The following is a 24,593-nucleotide window of genomic DNA, read 5'->3' as shown; positions in this document are numbered from 1 at the left end:
GCATCCATAGCGTGCATGACGTCACCGTGATCGCGACGGCCACGCCATAGCCCCATCGATGTCGGTGCGTTTCCGCAAATCGGGAGCGATACCTTATCGGTAAATCCGGCAATTTTTTTCATGGCAAACTCTCCGGATCCACAGGTCGTGGTACGTCGCACCAAAATCATAACAACGCTTAAATCGAGGATGATCCTTCCAGCGTCTTCATATGATCGACAATAGCCGGCGATAGCCAGAGCTTGCGTTCGACATATGATTTGGCGATTTGCTTGATCTTGTAGGCCGCCTTTTTGCGAAATACCAAAGCGTCGCAATATTGCCGGATTTCCGGAAATTTCCTGGCAACGTCGGCATAGGGCTGGTGCCAGGAGCGGCCCCAGGGGGCATAGGATCCTTGCCATGGCCGGGGATTGGACATGAAGTGGACGATCGATGGCTGCGCAATATCCTCCAGGCCGTAGCCAAGGATGAAGCCGGGGAAATTCCAGCGTATCGAGGCATAATCGCGACGACCCTCGGTGACGCGATTGATGATCGTCTGATCTTCGAAGTGCAGCGCGCTGGTTGCGGTCCCGATCTGTGCCAGAGCTTCACGGGATATGTCCGCCCAGCTGTGCCGATTGACCCTGAAGACACCGCTGTTGACGTAATCTTCGCCAAATGGACGAATTTCGGCCTCGAACCCGTCCGGCAATCGTTTGATGCCATTCAGATAGACCATCGGATCGCGCACCGCGCAAAGATGGCCGTCTCTAGGCGAGAATTCGAGCAATGGCGTAAGATCGCCGACTACTTGCGTGTCGCCGTCCAGATAGAGAATTTCGGAATAATCCGGTGCCAGCATCTGATCGAGAAAAAGACGGGCATTCATGATGTGCAGGTTGCCCAAGAACGCCGGGCTTTCCCAAATGTAGAGAATGTTGTTCTGGATGCAGACGCTCTCGATATCGGCGCTTTCTGCACCGCGAACGGCCGTCAGGTCGAAAAGGATGACATCGCAATGCGCAGGCGACATTCTCCTGGCCTGGATGGCACTGACCAACGATTGAAAAAGATACCCCTCATTGGCGATGTAACACACGCATGTTCGTCGCGATGAAGAATTAACAGCCACGGAAATTCCTTTTGCATGCGTCGTGCGGCGTGGATGCGCGTAATGGGACCAGTCGGATATCACGCATACATCGTCTTCCATGATAGAAAAACAGCGGATTCCCGTTGCTTATCAGGATGCCGCTTGTCAATTGCGCTACCATGCCGCGCGGCATGGCCTATTCGGGCCTAGATCGCGGGATTTTGCCACCGCAACCCCCTAATGTATGCCGATATGGCACAAAGTACTCAGATATAAGCTTTTACGTCGGGGTGGCTCTTTGTGGACATGCCGTTTAGACGGTCTCGTATCGCATGGTTTTTCCAGCGATCACAAAGATATGTTGGCCAAAAATGCCGCCAAGGCAAAACGGCGATACGGGAGCGGAACAACACGCATCCACCAGCCCACATGCCTCGGGACGGGTGGATGCTCACTCCTTTCGAGGTGCTGTAAGCCCATGGCAGCGATCCGGCAGTGTCGGCAGATTGACATCAACAAGCCTGTTATGAGCGATCGTCGTCGCATGTCCTGGTGGCTGAGCCTTGGTGCAGGATTGAGCCTGGGCACTACGGCTGCCTGCACCCCGCTTCCGCCTAAATGTGCAAAAACGATCAACTTGCGGGATTATCGTGTGACGTTCGATGAGGCGTTCGACACGCTGGATGTGTCTGCACATGGCCCCAATACGCGCTGGACCGCACATACGCCATGGAACGGCGATTTCGGGGAGTCCGCCTTTGTCGACCCGGGGGACAATTTCCCATTCTCCGTCAAGGACGGCATTCTGACGATCGGGATGAAGCGCGGAGCCGACGGAAAGTGGCGCTCGGGCCTTTTATCGTCGAGCGACGCCGCAGGCCGTGGTTTTATGCAACGCACAGGCTATTTCGAGATGCGCGCCATGCTGCCCAAGGGTGACGGCGTATGGCCCGCCTTCTGGCTGGGCTCGATCGGCAAGAAGGGGCAGGCCTCTCCGGAAATCGACGTGCTGGAATATTATGGCCATGATCCCGCGACCTATGTCACCACGACCCATCTGTGGACCGACGGCAAAAGCGTCGACCAGGGGCCGGAGGTGGTGCGGGTTCCGGCACAGTCACTGACCACCGCAATGCACCGGTTCGGAGTCAGCGTCGAAGTGGACGCGATAAACGTCTTTCTGGACGGTCGGTCGGTTGCCTGTTTCCATTCAGCGCCGGCCTATCTGCAGCCGAAGATGATCCTGCTCAATCTTGCTGCCGGCGGTGGCTGGCCGATCGACAAGATGCCGGACGACCGCGAGATGAAGGTCGATTACGTCAGGGCCTATGTAAGAAAATAGATCCGGCATCATCCGATCATCAAGGCGGATGTGCCGCGCAGTTAACAGGATGGCACTGCATGAAAGTCCATGTTCATCTAGCCTATGGCTATGACCCGGCCGTGTGGGGGCGAAAGTTCGACGATGGCAGCCTGATCGGCATCAACGAGCGTGATCCCTATGGGTATCGTCACGCGGCACCGATGGTGGCTGCGATGACATCGTCGAAAGATCATGCGGAAGGCAGGCTGGGGCGTTTGATCCGGCTGGGCGCGCGCGCCATTCTGGGATTCGATTTCGTGCACGCCTGGCGAAACCGTGCGGCGATCTGCGCCGCGGACGTCGTATGGACGCATACGGAATCCCAGCATCTCGCTATCAGTCAGATGTTCAAGGTGAAGCGCTTGGATCAAGAGGCGCGTCCCAAGCTATTGGCGCAAAGCGTCTGGCTGATGGATCGTTGGGACCGATTGTCCAAGGTGCGCCGCGCATATTACCGCCGGCTGCTTCGTCACGCCGATGTGCTGACTTTTCATTCGCGCGAGAATCTAACCATGGCGCGGACGCGCCTCCCCGATGCGCAAAGCGAACATGTATTGTTCGGCATCAACGCCTCCGACAGGGTCGCTCCCGTTCGCGACGACGCCGCGGGATCGACGTTGATCATTGCGGTCGGCAATGACGTGCACCGCGACTGGTCGACCCTCATCAAGGCGGTTGCCAGGCATCCGGACTGGAGGCTGCGCATCGTGTCCACCACCTGTTCGAAGTCACTGGCGGCAGGCGTTGCGAATGTCGAGATCGCCGGAGTAGGCGACAATGCCGGGCTTAAAAGTCTCTACCGGCAATCGGCGATCGCCATCGTCCCTCTGCTGCCAAACGCCCATGCCTCGGGCATCACGGCCTTGCAGGAAGCTGCGCTGAACGGGGTCGCAACCATTGCAACCGATGTCGGCGGTTTGCGCGACTATTTCGACGATACGGAAGTCACCTATGTCGAGAGCAGCAGTGTGACGGCGCTGGAGACCGCGATCGAGCGCCTGCTGGCGAACCCGGCATTGCGCTATGATCGGGCGGTTGCGGCGCAGGCACGAATGGGGGCCGAGGGCCTGAGTTCCTATGCCTTCGCCAAGCGCCACGTCGAGATTTCAAGACGCGTTCTGGGCGGCCGCTAAACACCTGTCGCCAAAGAAGGTTGCGCCCGGTCCACCGCAAAAAAGCGTCCCAATATGGGTGAAGCAATTGACCAATCTTATTGCAAACATTGAATTTATGCTTCAGGGGAAGTGTCAGTTTCGCGTCGCATGATAAGAAGTTGTAAAAAACTCGATCAATGCTGAAGCGATGCGGCAAAACACACATCCAATCCAATTCCGTTGCGTGAAACTGCGACGCTGTTTGGCTGGAAAGGGGCTGGCATCATGTACCTGACACAAGGAAGGATCGGCGAAATCAGCATCTCCGATACCCCCAAGGACAAAAATGCCGGCGAAGCTCTTTTGCGTGTCCTGGACTTGCTTGTCGGGATCATCGCCGTTGTCGTTTTCGCGCCGTTGCTCATCGGTCTTGCGCTGGCGATCTACATCACCAGCCCGGGGCCGCTGATCTTCGCACAGCCGAGGATCGGGCGTAACGGTCGCATGTTCCGGTGCTTCAAGTTCCGGACGATGGTGGTCGACGCCACCGAACGGCTTGAGCAGCTTCTGGCGAGCGATCCGCTGGCGCGGGCGGAATGGGCACGGGATCACAAGTTGCGCAACGATCCGCGCATCACCCCGCTGGGCGCCTTCCTGCGCAAGAGCAGCCTTGATGAGCTGCCGCAGTTCTTCAACCTCATCAACGGCACGATGAGCATCGTCGGCCCCCGACCGATCGTTGCCGCGGAAGTCGTGCGCTATGGTCGTCGCTTCAACGAATATTGCAGCGTGCGCCCCGGCATCACCGGGCTTTGGCAGGTCAGCGGGCGCAGCGATACCACGTATCGGCGCCGTGTCGCGCTGGATGTCGCCTATTCACGCCATCGGTCGCTGGGTCTGAACCTGAAGATCATGGCGATGACCGTGCCTGCGGTCCTGGCCGCCAAGGGCAGTCGCTGATCCTGCGTGGGCAGGCAGGAAGGGTTGAAGCTATTGCCGCGTGATCGTGCATCCAAGAGCGGGGGCGGGCGCCTGCTCGTCAACGGGCGTTTCCTTTATGCCCGCCCGACCGGCGTCCAGCGCGTCTCGATGGCCTTGCTGCATCAGATCGGTGCGCGCCGGCACGAACTGGAAGATGTGTTCCCGGGCGGAATACAGGTCGAGGCGCCCCCCGGCGATGCGGCATCGTCGATCGCCGGCGTGGCCGTACACAAGGCGGGACGCGTTCGCGGGCAGCTCTGGGAGCAGGTCAGCCTGCCACGACAGGCACGGCAACGTGGGAAAGGCCAGGACGACCTGATCCTGTCCTTGTCGAATGTCGGGCCGCTGGCGGCTGCGCGCGGCATCACGATGATCCACGATGCGCAGGTCTATACCGCGCCGCAATCCTATTCGAAGGCGTTCGTACGCTGGTATCGCTTCCTGCTTCCGCGTCTGGGACGCCGGAACGTGCAGGTGCTCACCGTGTCGCACTTCTCCAAGCAGCAACTCGTCAGCTATGGCGTAGCCCCCGAAGCGCGCATCACCGTCATACCCAATGGTTGCGATCACGTGCTCGGCTTTGCCAGCGACATGGCGACGGTCGATCGGCTGAAGCTGGCAGCGGGCCGCTATGTCGTCGCGCTGGCGACGACGCAGCCGCACAAGAATATCGCCGTGCTGCTGCGCGCCTTTGCCGATGGCGCGATGGGGGATGTAAAGCTGGTCCTGCTCGGCAAGGCGAGCGCGGCGGAGATGAAGGCGGCCTATCCCTTCATGCCCGACGACGTCCTGTTCACCGGCGCGATCAGCGATGCCGAGCTACGCGGCCTGTTGGAACAGGCGCTATGTTTTGCAATGCCGTCCACGACCGAGGGGTTCGGCCTTCCGCCGCTCGAGGCGATGATCCTGGGTACGCCGGCGATCGTCGCGCCTTGCGGTGCGCTGCCGGAGGCATGTGGGGAGGGTGCATTATACGCGGCGCCCGACCGGCCGGACGTCTGGCAGGCGCAGATGCGTGCCTTGCGTGACGACAACGGGTTGCGCGAGGCGATGAAGGCCAAGGGGAAGGTGCAGGCGGGGCTCTTCACATGGGAGAGGGCGGGGGACGTTCTGATCGAGACGCTGCGGCGCTGTTCGCGGCAGTAGGTGGCGCAGAATGGTACGCGGTGAGCGTCGATGGAGTGTCCAGACACCTAACCCTTTGATAGGCGTGTCGGGGTGGGGAATGCGTAATCGTATCAACGGTTGCATCGAATTGCAGGGAAACGGGCTGGTACGATGAAGGTCGCTATTGTCATTGCAAGCGTTGGCCGGCCGCAAGAACTGGCGCGCTGGGCCGATCATTGCCGTCGCCAGACGCTGACGCCCTGCGAGATCGTCTTTTCCATCGCGTCCGATGCGGATCTGCCCGCAGGCTTCCACGACAACACCGTTACCGTTCTGCGAGGCCCCAAGGGATCGTCGCACCAGCGCAATTCCGGGTTGAACGCGCTCACCAGCGCGCCGGATGTCGTCGCCTTCTTCGATGACGATTACGTGCCCAGCCGACGCTGTCTGGAGGGGATCGCCCGCGTGTTCGAGGCGCATCCGGAACTGGTCGGCACTACCGGCCGGCTGCTCGCCGACGGCATTCACAGCGCCGGCATCGACTTCGAAACCGCATCCGCGATGATCGCGCGCTTCGATGCGGAGGATGCCGCACCCAACCTCGCGCTGAACGAGACGCTGGGCACCTATGGCTGCAACATGGCGTTCCGCTGGTCGGTGGTGAAGGACGTCCGCTTCGACGAACGGCTGCCGCTTTACGCCTGGCAGGAGGATGTCGATTTCTCGCGCCGGCTGCGCGATCACGGCGTTGTGGCACGGACCGAGGCATTTGTTGGCGTCCATCAGGGCGTCAAGGGAGGGCGTACCGCCGGCCAGAAGTTCGGGTACTCGCAGATTGCCAACCCCCTGTACCTGATCCGCAAGGGGACGATGCCGGCCCGTGACGCACTGTGGTTGATGACGCGCAACATGGCGAGCAACCACGCCAAGGCATTCAGGCCCGAACCCTGGATCGATCGCAAGGGGCGTGCCGAGGGTAATTGGCGGGCCCTGAAGGATCTGGTCACCGGCCGCCTGCAACCGGAACGCATTCTGGAGTTCTGATGCGCCTGCCGGGCCGGATGCTATGCCGCCCGGTGCCTGAACAATTTGCCTCGCAACTGTGCAAAAAGCTTCATCCCCATGGTTTCCATCCCTTCCGGGCGTCCGACCAGGGCCCAGGAAAGGAGCAGGATGGCGATGTAGGTGACGCCCCCGACGATGACCGTGGCGGCGACCGCGAGGATCGACAGCGATTGGCGCAGGGCATCCGGCAGCAGCAGGATGGCGGCCGCCATGCCGGCTGTCGCCAGGGCGATGCGCCAAGGGGCGATCAATTGCGCGATGATGCGCAGGCCGACGAGCTTGCGGACATAGCCCATCGTCACGACCATCAGGATCGCGTTGGTCGCCACGCGGCCGATGACCGCACCCGCGACGCCGAATGTCCAGATCAGGCCGATCAGCAACGGGATCTTGATCGCAACTTCGACAAGGCGCTGTCGCAGGAAGATGGAGGTGCGGTCCATCGCCATCGCCATCGGGTCGAGCGGCGATACCCAGACGACGAAGATCGGTGCGATCGCGAGCCAGCGCAGCATCGGGATCGCGGTAATCCAGTTCGGCCCCAGCACGACGGGCACGACCTGATCCGCGATCAGGCTCAGCCCCACCATGCCCGGCGCCGCAATGGTCAGCAGCGTCAGCGATATGCGCTGATAGGCCCGCGCCATGCGTTCGCATGAGTCCTTCATCGTCACGAAGCCGGCCATCAGCGGCCGCATCGCCGGCGCCACCAGCACCTGTTCGGGCACGGACGACAGGTCGGCCGCCATCGAGAAGTGGCCCAGATCGGCCTTGCCGATAAAGCGGCCCAGGATCAGCTTGTCGGATTGCCAGCTGAGGGCGCCGAGCGCCTGCGCGAGGCTGGCCCAGCCCAGAAAACCGGCGAAGCTGCGCCACCTGACAAGGCTGAGCCGTGGCCGGAAGGGCGCAAAGAAGTAGGATTGCACCATGCTGGCAACCGGCGTGACCACCGTTCCCATCGCAATCGCCCAATAGGAATGGGTTGCGATGGCAAGGCTGGTGGCGACCGAAAAGCCGCACAACTTGCTGACGATCTCGATCACCAGATCGCGCCGGAAATCGATGCGCCGGGCATATTGCACCATGGCCGGACTTTGCAGACCGCGCGTGATCGGGGCGAGCGCCAGGAACAGGATCAGCGGCACCAGCCGCGAATCCGAATAGGCATAGGAAAACGGTACCGCGGCCAGCGCGATCACCAGCGCCAGCAGGCCGCCGCGCATCAACCCGATGGTGAAGGCGGTGTTGAGATGGCTGCGGCCGACACGGTCGAGCCGCACCATCGATTGCGAGATGGGCAGTTCCGACACTGCTTCGACGATGAAGATCAACGTCATCGCCACCGAGATCAGCCCGAAATCCTGCGGCGACAGGGTACGCGCCAGGACGATCAGCGTCGTGAAGTCGATCCCCCGCGCCGCCAGGCGGGACGCCATCAACCATGCCACGCTGCCCGCCGTACGCCGGCCAACGCCAGGGCGCGGCTGCTCGGGCACCGCCTTTTCCGTTTCTGTAACTGCCGTCATCGCCCGCCTTATCCCGATTCCAAACGCTCATGGTCCAGCAAACCATGGCGGCCGCCCGGCGACTGCGTGGCGAACTTCAACTACCCAATCAATCGAGACGTTTGAACGGTGCCCGATGCAGGAACCTGCGCAGTAGGACGGAATGCCAGCGGCTGTCGATTGCCGCCTTCACCGATTTCAGCGCGCGTCTCGCCCGCATGACGGGTGAGGGATCGGCATATTTCGGATCGATGTCCCGGCTGTCGGTCAGCGTCAGGTAGCGTGTGAAATAGGGGTGGGCTGCCAGAAAATCCGCATAGACCTTGCGATAGCGAGTGCCCCAAGGCCCCTTTAGGGAGTTCCACGGCTTGGCCGGACCGGTGAAATGGACGATCCTCGGGCGGACGAGATGCTGGCCGTCCGCCGCCTGGAACCATGTCGTGTAGTTGTATTCCGGGCCAAACCGTATGCGATGCTCGCCGATCGCCGCGTTGAGCGCACTCTGGTCGTGATGCTTGCAGCATTCTGGATGGTTCGTCAGGAAACGAAGCGCCTCGCCGGTATATTCGCGCCATGCGGCACGCGATGCCAACATGATGCCGGCATTCACGTAATCGGTCGGATGCATGATGCCGAGCCGGCTGAGATAGGATGACGGGTTGGCATATTTGCCGCCATTGTTCAGCCGGTCGCAGCCGGCAAGGACCTTGCCGGGGGGGCAGTCATGCGCAACCAGGGGCGCGACCGAACCGGTGATCTGGATGTCGCCGTCCATGTAGAGGATTGTGTCGTACTGCGCCGGGATGTGCGCGTCGAGCACCAGCCGGCCCAGCGTCGAACGTGGAACATGCAGCGAGGGCAGACGGTCCGCGCTGTCCGGGATGAAGGATCTGCTGTCCAGAAACCGGAAGTTGAAACGCGATGCGCCGAGTGCGGTTCGGATCGCGGCCTGCTCGTCATCGGGTATGTCGATCAGGTAGATGATGATGTCGGCGATCGCGACGACATCGGGCTGCGCAGCGAGTTGCGATGCGGCGATCAGGCTTTGCACCAGATAGCCGCGGTCGGTCACGAAGGTGATGACCCGGTCGATGCCCTGCCGATTGCATTCGGGCGTACCCAGGGGCAGGTTGTCCACGATAAAACTCCTGCTTGGCGCAGCGGCTGAAAATACGAGAGGCTTGCATGGCGGGCGGTTACCGCGGTGCAAACGGCAGCTTTACCGATGCTTAGCCATGTTGCTTGTGATGGCGGGAGGTCAAGATTTCGTGACCTGTGTGAAAATGATACGCTGAATGTGCTTTTTCCTGCAGCATCGCCTATCAAGCCACCTCCGGTCGGGATGGCGTTGCGCGGGAGGCAATGCTATTATCGAGACCTCGCAAAGAATTACGTCGGCAGATCGTTGGTGAAATCGATCCAATGCCTGTCTTTGGCCGCCGGGCGATCGGCGTGACGCCGAACACAAACGGAAATCGCGGCCGGGATCGGGCCGAACTCAGGGGCTGCAATGGTCGTTCTCGGAATTTTTTGGCTGCTGTTCTTTGCCGCGGCCATCGCGGATGTCCGATGGACGCTGTACCTGTTCTTCAGCAGCCTCGCTTTCGGATCGCTGGCGATCCTGCCCGTCAATCTGACGGGGGGTACGACGTTCCTGCCCCTGACCGCCTGCGCAGGGCTGTTGTGCATCAAGGCCTTTCTGGCATCCGGTCGGCCCCATCTGCTGGTCGACGGGCTGATCGACTATAACAAGCTGGGCCTGCTGACCGCGTTCATGGCCTTTGCACTGGCGGTCACCTACACCGCGCCCTTCCTGTTCAGCGGGGCGCCGGTCATGGGTCTGAACAACATCCGGCGCAGCGCACTGGGTTTCGGTTCGGGCAATATCACCCAGCCTTTGTACCTGCTGTCGTCCTTTGCGATCACCATATCGATCTACCAGCTGCTGTTGCAGACCGACACGCGCCGGCTGGTCTACAAGGCGATCTTCGTCGGGGGTGTCGTGGCGATGTTCGCCGGCCTGCTCGACATGGCAACCGCCGGCACAGGTCTGCTCGCTCCGCTGCGCACCGCGACCTATGTGATCATGGACGGCGACGATGTCGGCGGCATGCGCCGGGTGATCGGCTTCAACACCGAGGCTTCGGGTTATGGCGCATTGGTGCTTTCCTTTGCCTCGATGATCTATTTCATGAAGATCGGCCAGGCGCTGGGCGGTGTCTATGCAAAGCTGGAGATGCCGCTGGCCTTGATGCTGGTCCTGTTGACCGTGCTGTCGACATCGTCCGCCGCGTTTCTCGGCCTGGCTGTGTTCGGTTTGATCGCGGTCGGCAGCAACGTGCTGGCGCTGCGGCACGGTGCGGATGAGAAGCGCGCGGTCATCGAATTGCTGTTCATCGGCGCCGCGATCCTGTGCTGCATCGCGCTGATCATCGCGACGCCCAGCCTGTTCGGCGGGTTGTTCGATCTGGTCGACAAGACCGTGCTGAACAAAACTTCGAGCAGCTCCTTCTCGGAGCGGAGCAGCTGGAACACCGTCAGCCTGGAAGGGCTGTTCGCCACGGGCGGTTACGGCGTCGGGGTGGGATCGACGCGCGCATCCTCCTGGCCGGTCGCGGTACTCAGCAGCACCGGCATCGTCGGTGCCCTGCTGATGATCCTGTTCTTCCTGCGGATTTTCACGCTTTCGCTGCGCGGTGCCAGCCATGAGATACGCCGGGTCGTCACTGGCGCGCGCTACAGCATTCTGGTGTGCATGGTGCCCGGTGCGGTTGCCGGCACGCTGGTCGATTTCGGCGCCTATAATGCCGCGCTGTTCGCGATCACGGTTGCGCTGCCCTTCCTGAGTGCCGTCGGCCAGCCGATCCGTCGCTCCCGCCGGGCCATGCATCCGGCACCCGGTACGGGCTCGACGCCAGCGCCGCCTGCGCAAGGTCAGCCCAGCCATCGCGGTCGACGCCGCACCCAGCAGCGCCGTGTGCGTCCGGTTCGTACCTGAGCGGCCGTTTGGAAGCGGGCGAAATCGAACCCCTGTCTCAATCCCGGAAGTAATTCCGGTACATGCGGCGCCTGCGGTTCTTCGAGCGCCACTTCAGCAGCAGAAACGCCACGATCAGGACTGCGACAATCGCCGTAACGGTGAGGGTTGAATTGGTAACGGTCACGATGCGTCAAGACCTCTTGCGGCGTGTGATTTGGGATTGGGTGAGGATGCTCTGAAACTCCGGTGGGTCTGTCTGCCGATCGACGTGCACGGCCCCGATCGGCGCGCGATGCGGCCGGCAGGATGCACAATGCCCGGCAACGTCGATAAATTCCGCCGCCATCCGGAAATCTGCCGCCCGCGCCGAGCCGTGGATCGCATTCAACGCGATAGGGCTTTCAAGGGAAAGGGATTTCTTGCAGCTCAAGCAGGTGAGACGGATGGTCTCGCGATGACGGACCGCCGGTACGGGGGCAGGATGTACCGGTTGCACCAGATTGGCCTGCGTCAGGATGTCGAGGATGCGGTAAACGCTGGAGGCAGCCGGATCGGCGGTTGATTTGTTGCTGGCCGTGGCAATCGCGAACATGCGGTCGCGGGTTTCGGCGGTGCTGAGCGGCGCATCCGACCGGGGCGCGGCGCGTGGTGAAAAACGGCCGCGCAGCACCATCTTGCCCATCAGGCCCAGCAGCATCGCCTCCGCGCCATCAGGGCGGCCGCGCCCATGCCAAAGCAGCAGGGTGGTCCCCGCAAATATCAGCGCGCCCAGACCCCCGAGCAGACCGATGGCCAAGACCAGTCCGATCTTGGACAGTCCGGGCGGGGCCAGTTGCAGGGCGGGGAGAACGACTGCAGCCATGGCCATGCAGCCGATAGCGGGCCGGCCGATGGCCTTGACCTGTGCCCAGGCGCTTACCCCGGACAGGCGCCGCGCCGCATCGATGGCCAGGGCGGCCAATACCAGTGCGGCTATCCCACGCGCGGCCGCGATGCCGGGAACCAGAAACAGCCAGCCTGCCGCGATAACCAGCGGCACCTTGACGAGGAAATCGGTCAACTGACGGTTGAAGATCAGGTTGGACCGTCGCAATGCCAGCGCCAGCGCGTTGAGCGGCGTCCACAACAGCCCCGGTATGCCCGCCAGCGCCAGCCATTGCAGCACGGGCGCGACACTGCGCCACTTGTCATCCAGTGCGAGGCCGACGAGCGGCTGTGCCAGCAACGCGGTGCCGGTCAGAACGGGGAAGCCGACAAGGGTGACTACCGACAGCGTCTTCAGATAGGCCTGTTGCAGCCTCTTGGGATCTTCCCGCACGGCAACGAGCCCGGCCGACAACGGTCCAAGGATCGGCCCGAGCAGCACCTGGCCCGGAATGGAGGCAAGATTGTCGGCCATGGTGAAGCGACCGACGACCGCAGGGATCGCCAGCCAGCCCAGTACCAGCCGATCGATCTGCCATGCAAAGGCGGAAAAGAGCTGCGCACCGCTCAGCCATCCCAGAAAGTTCCGGAACATGGGCCATTCCCGCAGCGAGAGCGTGGGCAGATAGGGTGCCAGAACAAAGGACAAGCCAGCCGCGATTACCGGAGAAGCGATCGTGCCGATCGCCAGTGCCCAGTAGCTGCCCGTCGCCAGCGCCACCGCGCTCGATGCTGCGAGCGAGCCAAGCTTGCCGAAAATCTCGGTGGCGACGGTGCGCCGAAAATCCAGGTCGCGGCAATATAGCGCCAGCCGGGGATTGCTGATCCCGCGAACGGCAGGCGCGATCGACAGGGCGAGCACAAGCGGCAACAGGCGCATGTCGCCATAGGCGACCGCGAATGGCCAGGCGATGGCACCGATCACGATCGCCAGTACGATGCCGCGCAGCAGGCTGAGCGTGAACGCAGTGTCCATCATCGGGCGCGTAATGTCGCGTTCGACGAGCAGCACCTGCGACACTGGCAGCTCCATGATCGCTTCGACGATGAAGATCAGGCTCATCGCGATACCGATCAGGCCGAAATCGGCAGGCGTGAGCAACCGCGCCAGCACGATCAACGCCAGCAGGTCGATAACCCGCGACAGCAATCGCCCCCCGACCGTCAGGATCGAGGCCAGCGCCGTCCGGTGCGACGCCGTGGCCGTGCCCGTCGCAGCCGTCATGCGCTATACTGCCCCCAGCGGCAGCTATTGGCAGCTATATGACGTTGCGTTTCCAACCATCCCGGCGCACCATGCAAATCATCGGCGACAAGAAACGTGATCGTGACAGGAGAGCATCCCCGCAATGCTGGGTAACGTGCATGCGTATGCGACGCATCCACTTGCATGAACATCATCATGAAGTTGGGCGATGTTGCGTCGTAGCGCGTGATATTTCTACATACCGCCATCATATTCCGTCAGTTTGCGCGTACCTGTTCGAATAAATTCGTTAAGCGTATGAAGTAACTAAATATTGACGCTGTTTTTGTATGCCCGCCAAGCTAAGCGGCGGTAGATATGTTTACGGCCCCTTTACCTTTCCTCTGCATTGCTGCCTGGAACGACTGGGGAACGACATGCCAATTGCTGCGCAGATGACGAGCGACGATCGCGGTTTCGCGCGCTTTACGGTCGATCTGAACGCCACGTTGCGGGACAAGATCACGCGCCCGCATGATGTGACGATCGAGGATCTTTCGCTGACCGGTTTTCGTCTGAGTGGCGCACCGGATCTGCCGGTCGGTGCCCCCATATCCATCGGCTTTGCGGGCATCGGCACGCACCAGGCGCGCATCATGCGCCGGGATGCAGATATATATGGCTGTGAGTTTATCACGCCGATCACGCAGGACATGTTGCACATGGCTTTGCACACGCCGATCGAAGCACCGATCGCCTTTCCGCCGGCGGTAGGAGCGCCACGGTCCGACGGCATGCGGGCCACAGCGTCGATTGCGGAACCGTTGCAGCTTGGCGATGCGCCTGAACCTTATGTCGAGCCCTATGCCCCGCGCACCAAGCTGACGATCGCGGCGATCGCAGCCGTGGCGGCATGGGCGGCCGCGATCGGATTATACCTCTCGGTCGCATAAGTCGGCGTCCCGTCGCGGCGCTACCGCTTAATCCGCCAGCGCCGTATTGGCGGCGACCAATGCCTCGGCCCGGCGTACTTCTGCGACAAAGCCCTGCATGAAGCGGGCGCGGTCGAAGTTCCGGGCGTGGGCGATCGCCACGGCAGGGTCGAAGCTGGGCAACCATGCGTCAAAGCGGTCCATGGCCTCGACCAGCGAGTCCACCGTCTGTTCGTGGAAGTGGATGCCCGTCGCGCCGTCGATCACTGTTTCAGTGCCGCCCCCGCGTCCGAAGACGACCACAGGCCGCCCCGCAGCCTGCGATTCCACCGGGATGATCCCGAAATCCTCCTCGGCAGTGAAGATGAGCGCGCGCGCCTGCGCATAGGCGGCGCGCAGCTCGTCGAAGCGCATGCGTGTTGTGAAGCGAACATTCGGCCCGGCACGCGCCTTCAGCGCCTCCAGCATCGGGCCATCGCCGATCACGTGCAGCTTGCGGCCGGTGCGGGTAAAGGCATCGACGGCCAGATCGGGCCGCTTATAGGGTACGAGCTGGCTGATCCATACGCATTCGTCGGTCACCGCGTCGTTCTGCTGAAACAGATCGACCTCGACCGGCGGATAGACGACGCTGGCTTCGCGGCCCCAGAATTTGGCGATGCGCCGGCGCACGAACTGACTGTTGGCCATGATCAGGTCGGGGCGCGATGCACTCATCCGGTCCCACGCCCGCATCCGCGGCGCCACCATTTGCAGATACAGCTTCGCCAGCCGACCGCTCGCTGCGCGATAGGCGTGATACTGGTCCCAGATATAGCGCATCGGCGAGTGGCAATAGGTGACGTGCACCGCGTCGGGGCGGGTGATAACCCCCTTGGTCGGCCCGGCCTCGCAACTGATGACCAGATCATAGGCGCTGAGATCCAGCGTCTCCAGCGCGCGTGGCATCAACGGCAGGTATTTCTGATATTGCGACCGGGCAAAGGGGAGTTTCGCGATCGATGTGGTGAAGATGCGGTGCCGCTTCAGCGTCTGTGACAACACCGTTTCATCGACGACATGCGTGAAGATGTCGGCATCGGGATAAAGATCGCAGATCCGCTCCAGCACGCGCTCCCCGCCGCGCATCGTCACCAACCAGTAATGGATGATGGCGACCTTGCGTGCCGGACGGCTTTCGGCTTCGCTTGGTATCGTCACAACATTCATGGGTGCAATCCTGTAGATCGGCCGCAACATTCCGGACCAGATCGGCCCGCAGGGCATTGCTGCCCGGCGCATATGTTTAAAGCGGCTCTTATTGCGTCAGGGGGAGATGTGAACGCGATTTCCGACGGTTAGGGAAATAATCCTCCGATTTGGCCTTTGCCGCCGGCACTGGGTTCGGGGCGGCAGCAACCGTCGGGGCGGCAGGTACGGCGGATATGGCGGGCGGTTCGGCCCGCACCGTCGTTTCAGGCGTGCCGCCACCTACCCCGACGCGAACGGCACCAGCCACGGGCTGTTCCTCCGCACGGCGGGTACCGCCCTCCGCTCCCGCCATCAGTACGCCGGTATCGTCCGGGATCGTCGGCGCCAGGATCATCGGCGGAGCAACTTCGGCCGGGGGCGTCGCGGCGCGGAAGGCCGAGTAATCGTGGAAGCGGCCAGGCAGGCGATAGAAGATATGCTGGCCGACGATGCCGGTCTTGAGCAGCGTCGGCGCCCATTTCGGAAACACATACAGCGTGTGGTAATGCGTCGCCTGTCCCGCTTCGGCGGAGGTCCAGCCGGCCAGAGCGGCCTCGGCAACCTGCACCGCGTTCTTCCACCGCACCGGATTGGGCGCGCGGGCCAAGGACCCGTCGCAGGTGAAGCTGAACTGGCACCCGGTCGGCCGATCCGACCCCTGATAGACGACGTCGCAGATCGTCTTGGGATAGCGGGGATGGCGCAACCGGTTGAGCACCACCTGTGCAACCGCGCGCTGGCCGGCGATCGGCTCACCATTGGCTTCGTAATAGACCGCGTTTGCCAGGCAGGTGGTCGAGCGCTCCAGATCCGCACCCAGCCACGCCGCGACGAAGGGCGGGGCAAGCGGATTGCTGGCGCGGCTGAGCGGCAGCGCGAGGTTGCGGGTCAACGCGTCCTGCGGCGACAATTCGAGGACCGCGCTCGGTATCAGGTCGTCGAGTGCGATGTCGTCTTCCGCCGGTTCGGTGGGCGTAACTGCGGTCTTGGGGGCCTCCATCGGAATGACATCGAGATATTCCCGGTCGTCGTCCATGGTCAGCAATGCAACACCCAGGCCGATCAACAATGCTATCGTCAGCAGCCCCCATAGGGTTGATCTATGGGAGTGGGAAAGCAGCACAAATTGGTCCTTGGACGTCGCGTAATCGCCGCCGTCCATAAACCCGTGGTCAGCAGCCGTCCCTCTTTAAGTTATTGTCGATGCAGCCACATCGTATGTTTTCGGGACACGGCGCCAATCTGGCGTGATCTGACGCTATTGGGTATTCCATCGCGCGACGACCGGCACGCCATGGGCCGGCAGAATGTGAATGATCCGTGATGCGCAGCCCCGGCACCTCTCAAGACCAAGACGCCAATGCGCTGCGGAGCGCTACCCGCGACCGGGCGGGGGCCGTGCCCGACCACAAGCTCGGGCGAGATAGCGGCGGGCTGGCATGGGCAACGCCGTTGATCGCGGCGCTGCTGATGATGGAGCTGGCGTTGGGCGGGGCGAATGACGGGGTGTCGAGCGGGGTGGCGTCCTTTGCGAACGCGCTGGTGGCGGGGTTCGTTCTGTACCGGTCGCCTGGGGAATCGCGCTTCTGGGGGCGGGCGCGGGTGCCGCTCTGCCTATTCGGGGGGGCGCTGTTGTGGAGTGCGCTGCCCGCGGTGGTGCCCGTGTCGGTGCGGCCTGCGGCGGACCTGTTCGGGCTGGCGCTGGCGAAGGCGTTGGCAACGACGCTGTTGCTCGTCGCCGCAGCGCTGCTCGCCTATCGGTCGGGCTCGCCCGCCAAGCTGGTGCGGTGGCTCACGATCTTCGGGATCGTCTACATCCTGTATGCCGCAGTGGACGCGATCGACTGGCTGTACGATGCGGCGCATGCCACGCGCTATGCCGGAACGCTGGGCAACACCAATGCGGCCGGCATCGTCTTTGCGGTCGTCGCCCTGCTGGCGGGCGGTGTCGTCCTGTCGCCGGGCGGGGAAGGCACGGAGGGCAGGGCGCTGCGCCTCACCGCTTTGGCAGGCTGTGCCGTGGCGCTGATCCTTTGCGCGATGACCGGCAGCCGTAGCGCGGTGCTGTTGGCCGTGTTGTTCGGAGGCGTGATGCTGGCGTTGCGGTTGATACGGCGCGATGGCGCGGCCCCGCCGATCGGTGTCGTCGCGATCGGCGCCGTCGCCCTGCTGGGGCTGGTGACGATCGTTGCCCTGATCACACCGATGGCCGATCGATCAAGCTACCTTGCCGCAGATGCCGGCCTGCGCTGGGACAGCATCCGCCATTATGCCGGGGTGGCGTGGAGCAGCCCCGTCTGGGGTTACGGCCTTGGCAGTTTCTTCGAGATCAACCTCCAGACGCTGACGCCCGGCACCGCACCGGTCTACTGGAATTTCGGCGCTGCGCATAACGCACCGATCCAGTTGGTGATGGAAGCAGGGCTGCCATGCCTGGCGCTGCTGCTGATCGGTTTGGCCATCATGGCGCGGCAGGTGTTCACCGTCCGGCGCGACTGGTCGTCGGTCGCGGTCCTGTGTGCGATCGGGGCGATCGGCGGGAGCGCGATGATCGACATCGCCCTGAACGTGCCGGCGATCGCTGCGCTGTTCGCGGTGCTGGTGGGCGCGCTATGGGGTTCGGCTCTGGCCGGGCACGTTTCGCTTCGGCGCGCATCGCTTCGCCGGAGGTCAGTGGGGCGCCCGCGTCCGCAGCGCGTAGCGCACCGCCATCGGGGATCCCCCAAGGATCGCGGCCAGCCGATCGTTGAACCGACCGTCTAGTCCTGCCAGCCAGACCGCTTCCTCGATCGCGGCATCGCGCGTCGCGGGGGACAGGGTCTTCCAGTAATTCGCGGCATAGGCCGTGCGCCAGAACCCTTCCGAGGTGAGAAAGGGCGCCGCGGCATAGCTGGCGGCAAAGGCGCGGGTCGCGCGCCGGCTGGGGTTTTGCCCCTCGACCAGTGCGAGCTGCGTATGGAGGAGCAACGTCGCGGCCGCATGCGGCCGACCCGCATCGGCGATGGCGAGCATGGCGCGGGCCTGGGCCAGCGCATTCTGCCGGGGTGCGGGTGCGGCGGCTTCGCCTGCCTTGCGCAGCCACAGCGCGGTCAGGCCGATCGCCGCCCGTGCCGGAATCGACCCCGGCGCCCAGGTGCGAGCCTCCGCCAGCATCGCATCACGTGCGGGTGGGTCGCCATCGGCCGCCAGGGCAACCGTCGCGACCCGCCGCTCCGCCGCGATCGACAGACCTGATACGACCAGCGTGACCGCCACAGCGGCCAGACAGGCGGTCTTCAGGACCTGCACCGCGCCTGCGCCTTCCTATTCGTTGTAATAGGACGAGTAGCGGGCAGAATAATACAGGCCGCCCATCGCCTCCGACCGGTGATCGACCATCGTCATCACCGCGCCCAGCACATGACCCTGGCCATGCTCCAGCCCTGCAAGCGCAGCGTCGACCGCGGCGATCGGCGTCGCGTTCCACTTGATGACCAGCATCACCGCATCGGCCAGACCGACCAGCGTACGCGCGTCCGCAATGCCCAGCAGCGGCGGGGTGTCGAGGATGACATAATCATAGGCGGCGCGTGCCTCGGCCAGCAGCGCTTCCATCCGGCCGCTGCCGAACAGGTCGGTGGGGGTGAACAACGATCCTTGGACCAGCAGCATGTCCAGCCCCTCGACCTCGTCGCGCACCACCGCCTTTGCCATGGTGGTACGGCCTTCCAGCACGTCGGTGAGGCCGGTTTCCACCGTGCGGTCCAGCGCGCGCAGAACCCCGGCGCGGCGCACGTCGCAGTCGATCAGCAGGACGCGATCCCCGCTCATCGCCATGACGCGTGCCAGCGACAGCGAACTGGTGGTCTTGCCCTCGCCGGGCAACGTCGAGGCCAGTGCGATCACCCGCGCGGGTTCCGCCTGGTCGGTCGTCGCGATGAACGAGCGCACTGCGCGATAAGCCTCGGCATAGACGGTCATCGGCTTGGAGACGAGCGTCCTGGCCGGGTTGGAGGTGCGCTTGCCGCGCAGCCGCGACCGGCCGGGCAGCCGCGGGATGGAGGCGACGAACGAGAGGCCGAGCAGCGTCTCGATGTCCTCCGGCTTGCGGATGGTCGAGCTCAGGCCCTCGGACAACAGCACCGCGCCCAGACCGACAACGATGCCGATCAACAGCCCCGCCGCAGCGAACGCCTTCACCTTCGGAAAGGTCGGACGTGTCGGAACCGTCGCATTTTCGACGATGCTCGCCTGCGGTGCCGATACGCGCTGCGCCTGGGTCGATTGCTGCGCGGCCTGCGCCAGACGGGTGTAGGCCGTACGTTTCGCCTCGGCATCACGCTCCAGGCTGCCCGCCATGACGGAGGCCTGATCGTCGCGTGCCACGCCCCGCTGCAACGTATTCAACCGGCCCCGCAAGCTGTTGGCCCGGGCTTCCGCCGACAGTGCCTGGCTGCGCAGCCCGCCAACGACGCGCTGCGCCTCCTGCTTGATCTGTTCGTCGAGCGACTCGATCTGCTGGGCGATCTGCACCGACAAGGGATAGCGCGGGCCATAGCGTGCGCTCAGTTCGGCACGCCGCTTCTCCGCCTCGGTACGCTGGCGCCGGAGATCGGCGATGACGCTGGACGACAGCACCGCCGAAATTGCGTCCGTACCGCCGGTCGCGCTCTGCCGTTCGGCCACCGACAGGGCGGACCGAGCCGCAGCGGCCTCGGACTCCGCGGTGGCGAGCTGCATCGACAGCGGCGCGATCTGCTGGTCGGTGATGGTGCCGGCCTGGCCGGTCTGGCTGATGCCGCTCTGCGCCCGATAGGCGGCCAGACGCGCATCGGCGGCCTGTACCTCGGCACCCAGTTCGCGCAGCCGGTTTTGGATCGACGTCGACTGCTTGGCCGCCGTGCCCATCAGATTGTCTGCCGTGCCAGCGACATAGGTGCTGGCATAGGTGTTGGCGATCTTGGCGGCCTTGGTGGGATCGACGGAGCGGATGCCGATATGGACGAGATAGCTCTTCTCGTCGCGATTGATCTTGAGGCTGTCCAGTACGTTGCTGGTCGCACGCTCGATCGCGGTTCCGGCCGGGCCTTCGCCGGCAAATTCCGGATCGCGGTTCAGGTCGAGCTGCGTGACGACCTGGCGCGCCGTGTTGCGCGATCCGATCACCTGCACCTCGGTATTGACCGCGGTCTGATCCGCGGGCTGTTCCGTGCCGTTGCCGAAGTCGAGCGGGGAGGCCGCGTTGGGCGTGATCCGCACCTTGGCAAAGGCGTCGTATTTGGGCGTCAGCATCAGCGCCGTGCCCAGCGCAATCGCAAAAACCGTCAGCGCGCAGGCGACCACGATGATCCAGCGACGCCGGATGGCATCACCCACCGACCGTAAGGTGACCGCACGTCGCCCCAGATGACGTGACTGGTCGAAGCGGCTGGCATCGTCGTGCTCGGCCTGCGGGGAATGTCTATTCATACGGTCGCGAAGGTCCTTTGGGCGACGCCAGCATCAACGCTGGAGAACGACGGAAAACAGCGCGCGCGTCTCGTCGAACGATTGCAGCGCGGCCGAACCCGATGTGGAGCGGTTGTCCCGGCCGACCAGCAGTCCCAGACCGACATTGCGGTTGAGCAGATACCGGCCGCCCGCGCTGTAGCGCAGGATCTTGGACTTGCCGCTGTTGTTGACGAAATCGTCCTGCTCATAGCCGATCTGTGCGTTCAACAGCACGTTGCGGTAGAGTTCGTGGTCGACGCGCAGCGCCGCGGCGGTCGCGAAGAAGCCGCTGCTCGTGCCGAAGAAGCTGTCCTGCACCGTGCGGCGCACGTTCAGTCCGATGGTGGTGAGTTGCGTCATGAAATATTCCAGACGCGCTTCGGCCGCGAGGCCCGAAATATCCTGGTAGATCCGGGCATCGTAGTTACGGCTGACATAGCCGATGCCGATGCCGCCACGGATCAGCGACGACAGGTCGAAGCTGGCCCCGCCGATGATGCTGAATTCCTTGGAGTCGCGATTGGCGACACCGATAGACAGCGGGCGGCGATAATCGGTATCGACGAAACCGCCCTGGAGGAACACCGACGTATCGGGCGACACCGCATATTCGCCGCGGGCGGTGGTGCGGAACAGCGTCTGATCACGATTGGCCTGGCTGATCCGTGCACCCGAAAAGGCACGCACGTCGGAAAAGCTGAACTCGTCGACCGTGACCGCCACCTGACCGCGAATCCGCGATCCGGCAAAGGCGCTGCCGACGCTGGCGGTGGTCTGCTGGAACTGGATCGCCTCCGCGGCATCCTGCGGCGAGGCGGCAGACGAACGCGGCTCCGTGGCGCGGGCGGTGCGCAGCAGGCCGTTGAAGGTCAGCGTGCGCGTCGCATCGAGGCGGCCATTGGCATCGATCGTGTAGTTGGTCTCGTTCCGGGGCGTCTCGCTGGCGAAGCGGCGCAGCCGCGCCCCGGCGCTGAGATTGAATTCGTGCGTGGCCCAGTTGCTGTTGGCGGCAACCGACGGCGCGATGATCGCATAGGCATCGCTCTGCTTGTCATTCTCGATCTGATAGGCGTTGTCGGTGAAACCGCCGCTCAGTTCGAGACGCGGATAGACCAGGAACGATCCGGCCCGAATCCCTTGTGCCTGATATTCCGGCCGTTCGCGCTGAAGGACGCTGACGTTCCGGCCGCGATCATATTCGAGCGGCAGGTTGGGGAGGATCAGATTGTCCTCGATCGTTTGCGCCTGTGCTGCACCGAGGGCGAGCGGCATGGTCAACACGCCCATCAGGGCAACAAGGGGCAGCCGCATCAAATTACCTGTCATGAAAGGCATGGATCAGAAGGTCGAGTAGTTGGAGGTGCCACCACCACCGATACCCACCACCGGACCCTGCGCCAGGGTTCCTGCACTGCCCCCGGGGGCAGCAGTACCATAGGGATCGCACCGGATCGCCCGGCTGAGTACGTCACGAAGTGCCAGCGTGATCGGCTTTGCCTGACGCGGCGTGCCCAGTGCCTGGCGGAGTGCCGCCACCACCACACGGCAGTTTTCCTCGCTCTGATCGACCGTATAGGCGATCTGCGCTTCCGCCTGTTCGCGGCCTGCCGCCGTGGGAACGCCTGCGATGGTGCGCATGATATCGGTGTACAATGCGATGACGTTCGGATCATTCGCGGCCAGTGCCGGCAACGCAGGTGCAACCGGAATCTGCGCGGCACCACTGCCCCCGATGACGGACATCGTGGCCGCCATTCCCAGGAAAAACTTACGCATGGCTAGTCCCCTATTTCAGCAGCCCCTCCCACACATCGAACCAAACCACAATCTCAACGAGTTGTGATTTCGTCCAATTTTGGAACGGAAGAACCCCGTTCATAAAGTGCGCAAGCGACTTAAAAGTTCCCTGCTAATAGTTCCCGGAAACGCCGCCTGTAAAATAATCGATCAGAACAACCGCTCGCGGATACGAATAGTGTCGCCGGGACGCACTCGCAGATCCGGAGAAAGATCTACCTTTTCCTCGGTGCTTTCTCCGGCATGCTTGATAACGACGGACTTCTTGCTTGCCCGGTAGGTAAATCCTTCGGCGGTCGCCACGGCATTGAGCACGGTCAGTCCGGAAGAATAGGGATATTCACCGGGCTTGTTGACTTCACCAAGGATGTAATAGGGGCGGAACGTCAGAACATCTATGCTGACCCGCGGCTGGCGAAGATAGCCATCGGCCAGCTTTTCTTGGATGGTGGCGGCAAGACTGGTGGTATTGACGCCTGCTGCATCGACGTCGCCGATCAGGGGCAGCGACAACCGGCCATTGGCATTGACGAAAAATTCGCCGGAGAGCGACGGTTCGTCAAAGATGATGACGCGAACCTTGTCCGCCACGCCGAGCGTGTAGTCGTTACCGGCCGAAACGGGCGTGGCCTGCCCGGCTTCTGCGCGCGCCACCGCTGCACGGGCAGGGCTGGCGGCGGTGGTGGTGGTGGCAGGGTCGGCGGTGGTGGTGCCGGGCGTTGCCGTGCGCGGCGCGGTCATCTGACCGGATGCGAGCGCAGGATGTGCACTCGCCAGGCTCGTTAGTGCGACCAAGGCCATCAAGATACGCATACGCAAAAGCTTCCGTTGAGTGACGCGCCATTATTGATCGCAGCAAGCAACCAGCGCCCGACGGGGAGGCAACCGGTTTTCACAATCCGATATGATGTGATTTTTCACGTTCTTATCATCCTTGTCGAGCGGGCGGCAAGGCCAAAGCCCGCTGCTCTGTCCATCCTTGGGACAGGAACGACTTGGTAACCATTGACGCTAACCGTCGATCGGTACGCTTCGGTAACCTCCAGCCGATACGCTCGGGCAATCATGAGCGATTGCAACATCCTGGCAACAGGCGCGGCAACGCGTCGGGGACACCGATCCAGCGGAGGGCTTTTGCCCCGCCGGACCATGCGATCGGTCGCTTTCGCGGCCGGGCTGATCGGCCTGTGGGTATTTCCCGCCACGGCGCGCGGGCCGCAGGCTTCTTTCATGGCGCTTGCGCAGGAGATTACCCCGCCCAGGGGTTTCGCCGCGATGTGCGGAGCGCAGCCCGAACTCTGCACCAATGCCGGGTCGATCCATGCCGGGGCCGGCATCGATGACGGCATCCTCGAAAATCTGCATGTCCTGGACCGGATCAACCGCCGGACGAACCGTGTGGTGCGGCAGGAAGCGGACACCCGCACCTATGGCCGTGCCGATCTTTGGATGCCGGCGGGAGCGCATGCCAAGCCGGTCGGCGACTGCGAAGACATCGCGATCGAAAAGCGGCAGCAGCTCATCAAGGCGGGCTTCCCTGCCGATCGACTGTTTCTTGGAGTGGTGCATGCCCGGCGCCTTGGCCTGCATGTCGTGCTTGTGGCGCGCACCTCGTCCGGCGATCTGGTTCTGGACAGCCGGGCCGATGCGATCCGGTCGTGGCGCGACGTGCCCTATACCTGGATAGGCGCGCAGTCCGGGCAGGAGCCGTTGCGCTGGTTCGGGATCGACAATCTTTCCTGACCATAAATTACGGCTCATGCCGCCGTATCTGCGGCAATGCATTGTCAACGCTATCTTAAACACGTGGGCCTAATTCTGATCCAGCAATCTTTGCTGGATTATCAATGCGTAACCTTCGACCGGCTTTTGGGATACTTGG

Annotated in this window: 20 protein-coding genes; 9 read left to right on the top strand and 11 right to left on the bottom strand. The window is 63.0% G+C overall.

The window, feature by feature from the left end:
- Window positions 1-178: 178 nt before the first annotated feature.
- Window positions 179-1,198 (bottom strand): glycosyltransferase, encoded by a 1,020-nt coding sequence (locus tag OXR08_RS02555; protein WP_267347449.1) that lies wholly within the window; start codon window positions 1,196-1,198, stop codon window positions 179-181.
- Window positions 1,199-1,556: 358 nt separating this feature from the next.
- Here OXR08_RS02555 and OXR08_RS02550 point away from each other — a divergent pair, with 358 nt between their 5' ends.
- The 5 genes from OXR08_RS02550 to OXR08_RS02530 all read left to right on the top strand — a co-directional run bounded on the left by OXR08_RS02550 (window position 1,557) and on the right by OXR08_RS02530 (window position 6,667).
- A complete protein-coding gene (locus OXR08_RS02550; RefSeq protein ID WP_267347448.1) occupies window positions 1,557-2,420 on the top strand; it encodes a glycoside hydrolase family 16 protein in 864 nt (287 codons plus the stop codon).
- 59 nt (window positions 2,421-2,479) lie between these two features.
- Window positions 2,480-3,574 (top strand): glycosyltransferase, encoded by a 1,095-nt coding sequence (locus OXR08_RS02545; protein ID WP_267347447.1) that lies wholly within the window; start codon window positions 2,480-2,482, stop codon window positions 3,572-3,574.
- Window positions 3,575-3,820: 246 nt separating this feature from the next.
- A complete protein-coding gene (locus tag OXR08_RS02540) occupies window positions 3,821-4,495 on the top strand; it encodes a sugar transferase (RefSeq protein ID WP_112383685.1) in 675 nt (224 codons plus the stop codon).
- Between the two features lie 33 nt (window positions 4,496-4,528).
- Window positions 4,529-5,662, top strand: a complete 1,134-nt coding sequence (locus OXR08_RS02535; RefSeq protein WP_267347446.1) for a glycosyltransferase family 1 protein — start codon at window positions 4,529-4,531, stop codon at window positions 5,660-5,662.
- Between the two features lie 132 nt (window positions 5,663-5,794).
- Window positions 5,795-6,667 carry a glycosyltransferase gene (locus tag OXR08_RS02530; RefSeq protein WP_267347445.1) on the top strand — a complete coding sequence of 291 codons (873 nt, stop codon included), beginning with the start codon at window positions 5,795-5,797 and terminating at the stop codon, window positions 6,665-6,667.
- Between the two features lie 20 nt (window positions 6,668-6,687).
- Here OXR08_RS02530 and OXR08_RS02525 read toward each other — a convergent pair whose 3' ends face one another.
- Window positions 6,688-8,214 carry a lipopolysaccharide biosynthesis protein gene (locus OXR08_RS02525; protein WP_149683347.1) on the bottom strand — a complete coding sequence of 509 codons (1,527 nt, stop codon included), beginning with the start codon at window positions 8,212-8,214 and terminating at the stop codon, window positions 6,688-6,690.
- Between the two features lie 88 nt (window positions 8,215-8,302).
- The gene (locus OXR08_RS02520) at window positions 8,303-9,331 is read right to left on the bottom strand and encodes a glycosyltransferase (RefSeq protein WP_267347444.1); all 1,029 of its coding nucleotides are present in this window, start codon (window positions 9,329-9,331) and stop codon (window positions 8,303-8,305) included.
- A gap of 372 nt (window positions 9,332-9,703) precedes the next feature.
- On the opposite strand from OXR08_RS02520, the gene OXR08_RS02515 reads away from it, so the two are divergent.
- A complete protein-coding gene (locus OXR08_RS02515) occupies window positions 9,704-11,191 on the top strand; it encodes a hypothetical protein (RefSeq protein ID WP_267347443.1) in 1,488 nt (495 codons plus the stop codon).
- A 172-nt stretch (window positions 11,192-11,363) separates the two neighbouring features.
- Here the strand turns inward: OXR08_RS02515 and OXR08_RS02510 are convergent, their stop codons facing one another.
- Window positions 11,364-13,322, bottom strand: coding sequence for an oligosaccharide flippase family protein (locus OXR08_RS02510; protein ID WP_267347442.1), 1,959 nt, complete (start codon window positions 13,320-13,322; stop codon window positions 11,364-11,366).
- A 416-nt stretch (window positions 13,323-13,738) separates the two neighbouring features.
- Here OXR08_RS02510 and OXR08_RS02505 point away from each other — a divergent pair, with 416 nt between their 5' ends.
- Window positions 13,739-14,236, top strand: coding sequence for a PilZ domain-containing protein (locus OXR08_RS02505; protein WP_267347441.1), 498 nt, complete (start codon window positions 13,739-13,741; stop codon window positions 14,234-14,236).
- A 27-nt stretch (window positions 14,237-14,263) separates the two neighbouring features.
- On the opposite strand, the gene OXR08_RS02500 is transcribed toward OXR08_RS02505, so the two are convergent.
- Together OXR08_RS02500 and OXR08_RS02495 are read right to left on the bottom strand one after the other, a co-directional pair.
- Window positions 14,264-15,424 (bottom strand): glycosyltransferase, encoded by a 1,161-nt coding sequence (locus tag OXR08_RS02500; protein ID WP_267347440.1) that lies wholly within the window; start codon window positions 15,422-15,424, stop codon window positions 14,264-14,266.
- 88 nt (window positions 15,425-15,512) lie between these two features.
- Entirely contained in the window at window positions 15,513-16,511 is a 999-nt protein-coding gene (locus OXR08_RS02495) for a cell wall hydrolase (RefSeq protein WP_267347439.1), read from the bottom strand.
- 257 nt (window positions 16,512-16,768) lie between these two features.
- Here OXR08_RS02495 and OXR08_RS02490 point away from each other — a divergent pair, with 257 nt between their 5' ends.
- Window positions 16,769-18,208 (top strand): O-antigen ligase family protein, encoded by a 1,440-nt coding sequence (locus OXR08_RS02490; RefSeq protein WP_267347438.1) that lies wholly within the window; start codon window positions 16,769-16,771, stop codon window positions 18,206-18,208.
- Here the strand turns inward: OXR08_RS02490 and OXR08_RS02485 are convergent.
- The 5 genes from OXR08_RS02485 to OXR08_RS02465 form a co-directional block, all read right to left on the bottom strand.
- Complete coding sequence (locus OXR08_RS02485) at window positions 18,116-18,733, bottom strand: hypothetical protein (protein WP_267347437.1); 618 nt, start codon at window positions 18,731-18,733, stop codon at window positions 18,116-18,118. The two genes, OXR08_RS02490 and OXR08_RS02485, sit on opposite strands and share 93 nt — an antisense overlap.
- Before the next feature lie 15 nt (window positions 18,734-18,748).
- Window positions 18,749-20,893 carry a polysaccharide biosynthesis tyrosine autokinase gene (locus OXR08_RS02480; protein ID WP_267347436.1) on the bottom strand — a complete coding sequence of 715 codons (2,145 nt, stop codon included), beginning with the start codon at window positions 20,891-20,893 and terminating at the stop codon, window positions 18,749-18,751.
- A 33-nt stretch (window positions 20,894-20,926) separates the two neighbouring features.
- Window positions 20,927-22,225, bottom strand: coding sequence for an outer membrane beta-barrel protein (locus tag OXR08_RS02475; protein ID WP_160146855.1), 1,299 nt, complete (start codon window positions 22,223-22,225; stop codon window positions 20,927-20,929).
- Between the two features lie 27 nt (window positions 22,226-22,252).
- Window positions 22,253-22,690: a hypothetical protein gene (locus tag OXR08_RS02470; RefSeq protein ID WP_267347435.1), complete on the bottom strand. Its 438-nt coding sequence runs from the start codon at window positions 22,688-22,690 to the stop codon at window positions 22,253-22,255.
- A gap of 171 nt (window positions 22,691-22,861) precedes the next feature.
- Window positions 22,862-23,452, bottom strand: a complete 591-nt coding sequence (locus tag OXR08_RS02465) for a polysaccharide biosynthesis/export family protein (RefSeq protein ID WP_267347434.1) — start codon at window positions 23,450-23,452, stop codon at window positions 22,862-22,864.
- A gap of 408 nt (window positions 23,453-23,860) precedes the next feature.
- Between OXR08_RS02465 and OXR08_RS02460 the strand changes: the two genes are divergently transcribed.
- Complete coding sequence (locus OXR08_RS02460) at window positions 23,861-24,454, top strand: transglutaminase-like cysteine peptidase (protein ID WP_267347433.1); 594 nt, start codon at window positions 23,861-23,863, stop codon at window positions 24,452-24,454.
- Window positions 24,455-24,593 lie beyond the last annotated feature (139 nt).

Source organism: Sphingomonas sp. GM_Shp_2, from assembly GCF_026540875.1.
In the GTDB taxonomy this organism is placed as follows: Bacteria; Pseudomonadota; Alphaproteobacteria; order Sphingomonadales; family Sphingomonadaceae; genus Sphingomonas; species Sphingomonas carotinifaciens.
The sequence above is the reverse complement of the archived record's forward strand: the minus strand, read 5'-3'. Positions and strand labels throughout refer to the sequence as shown.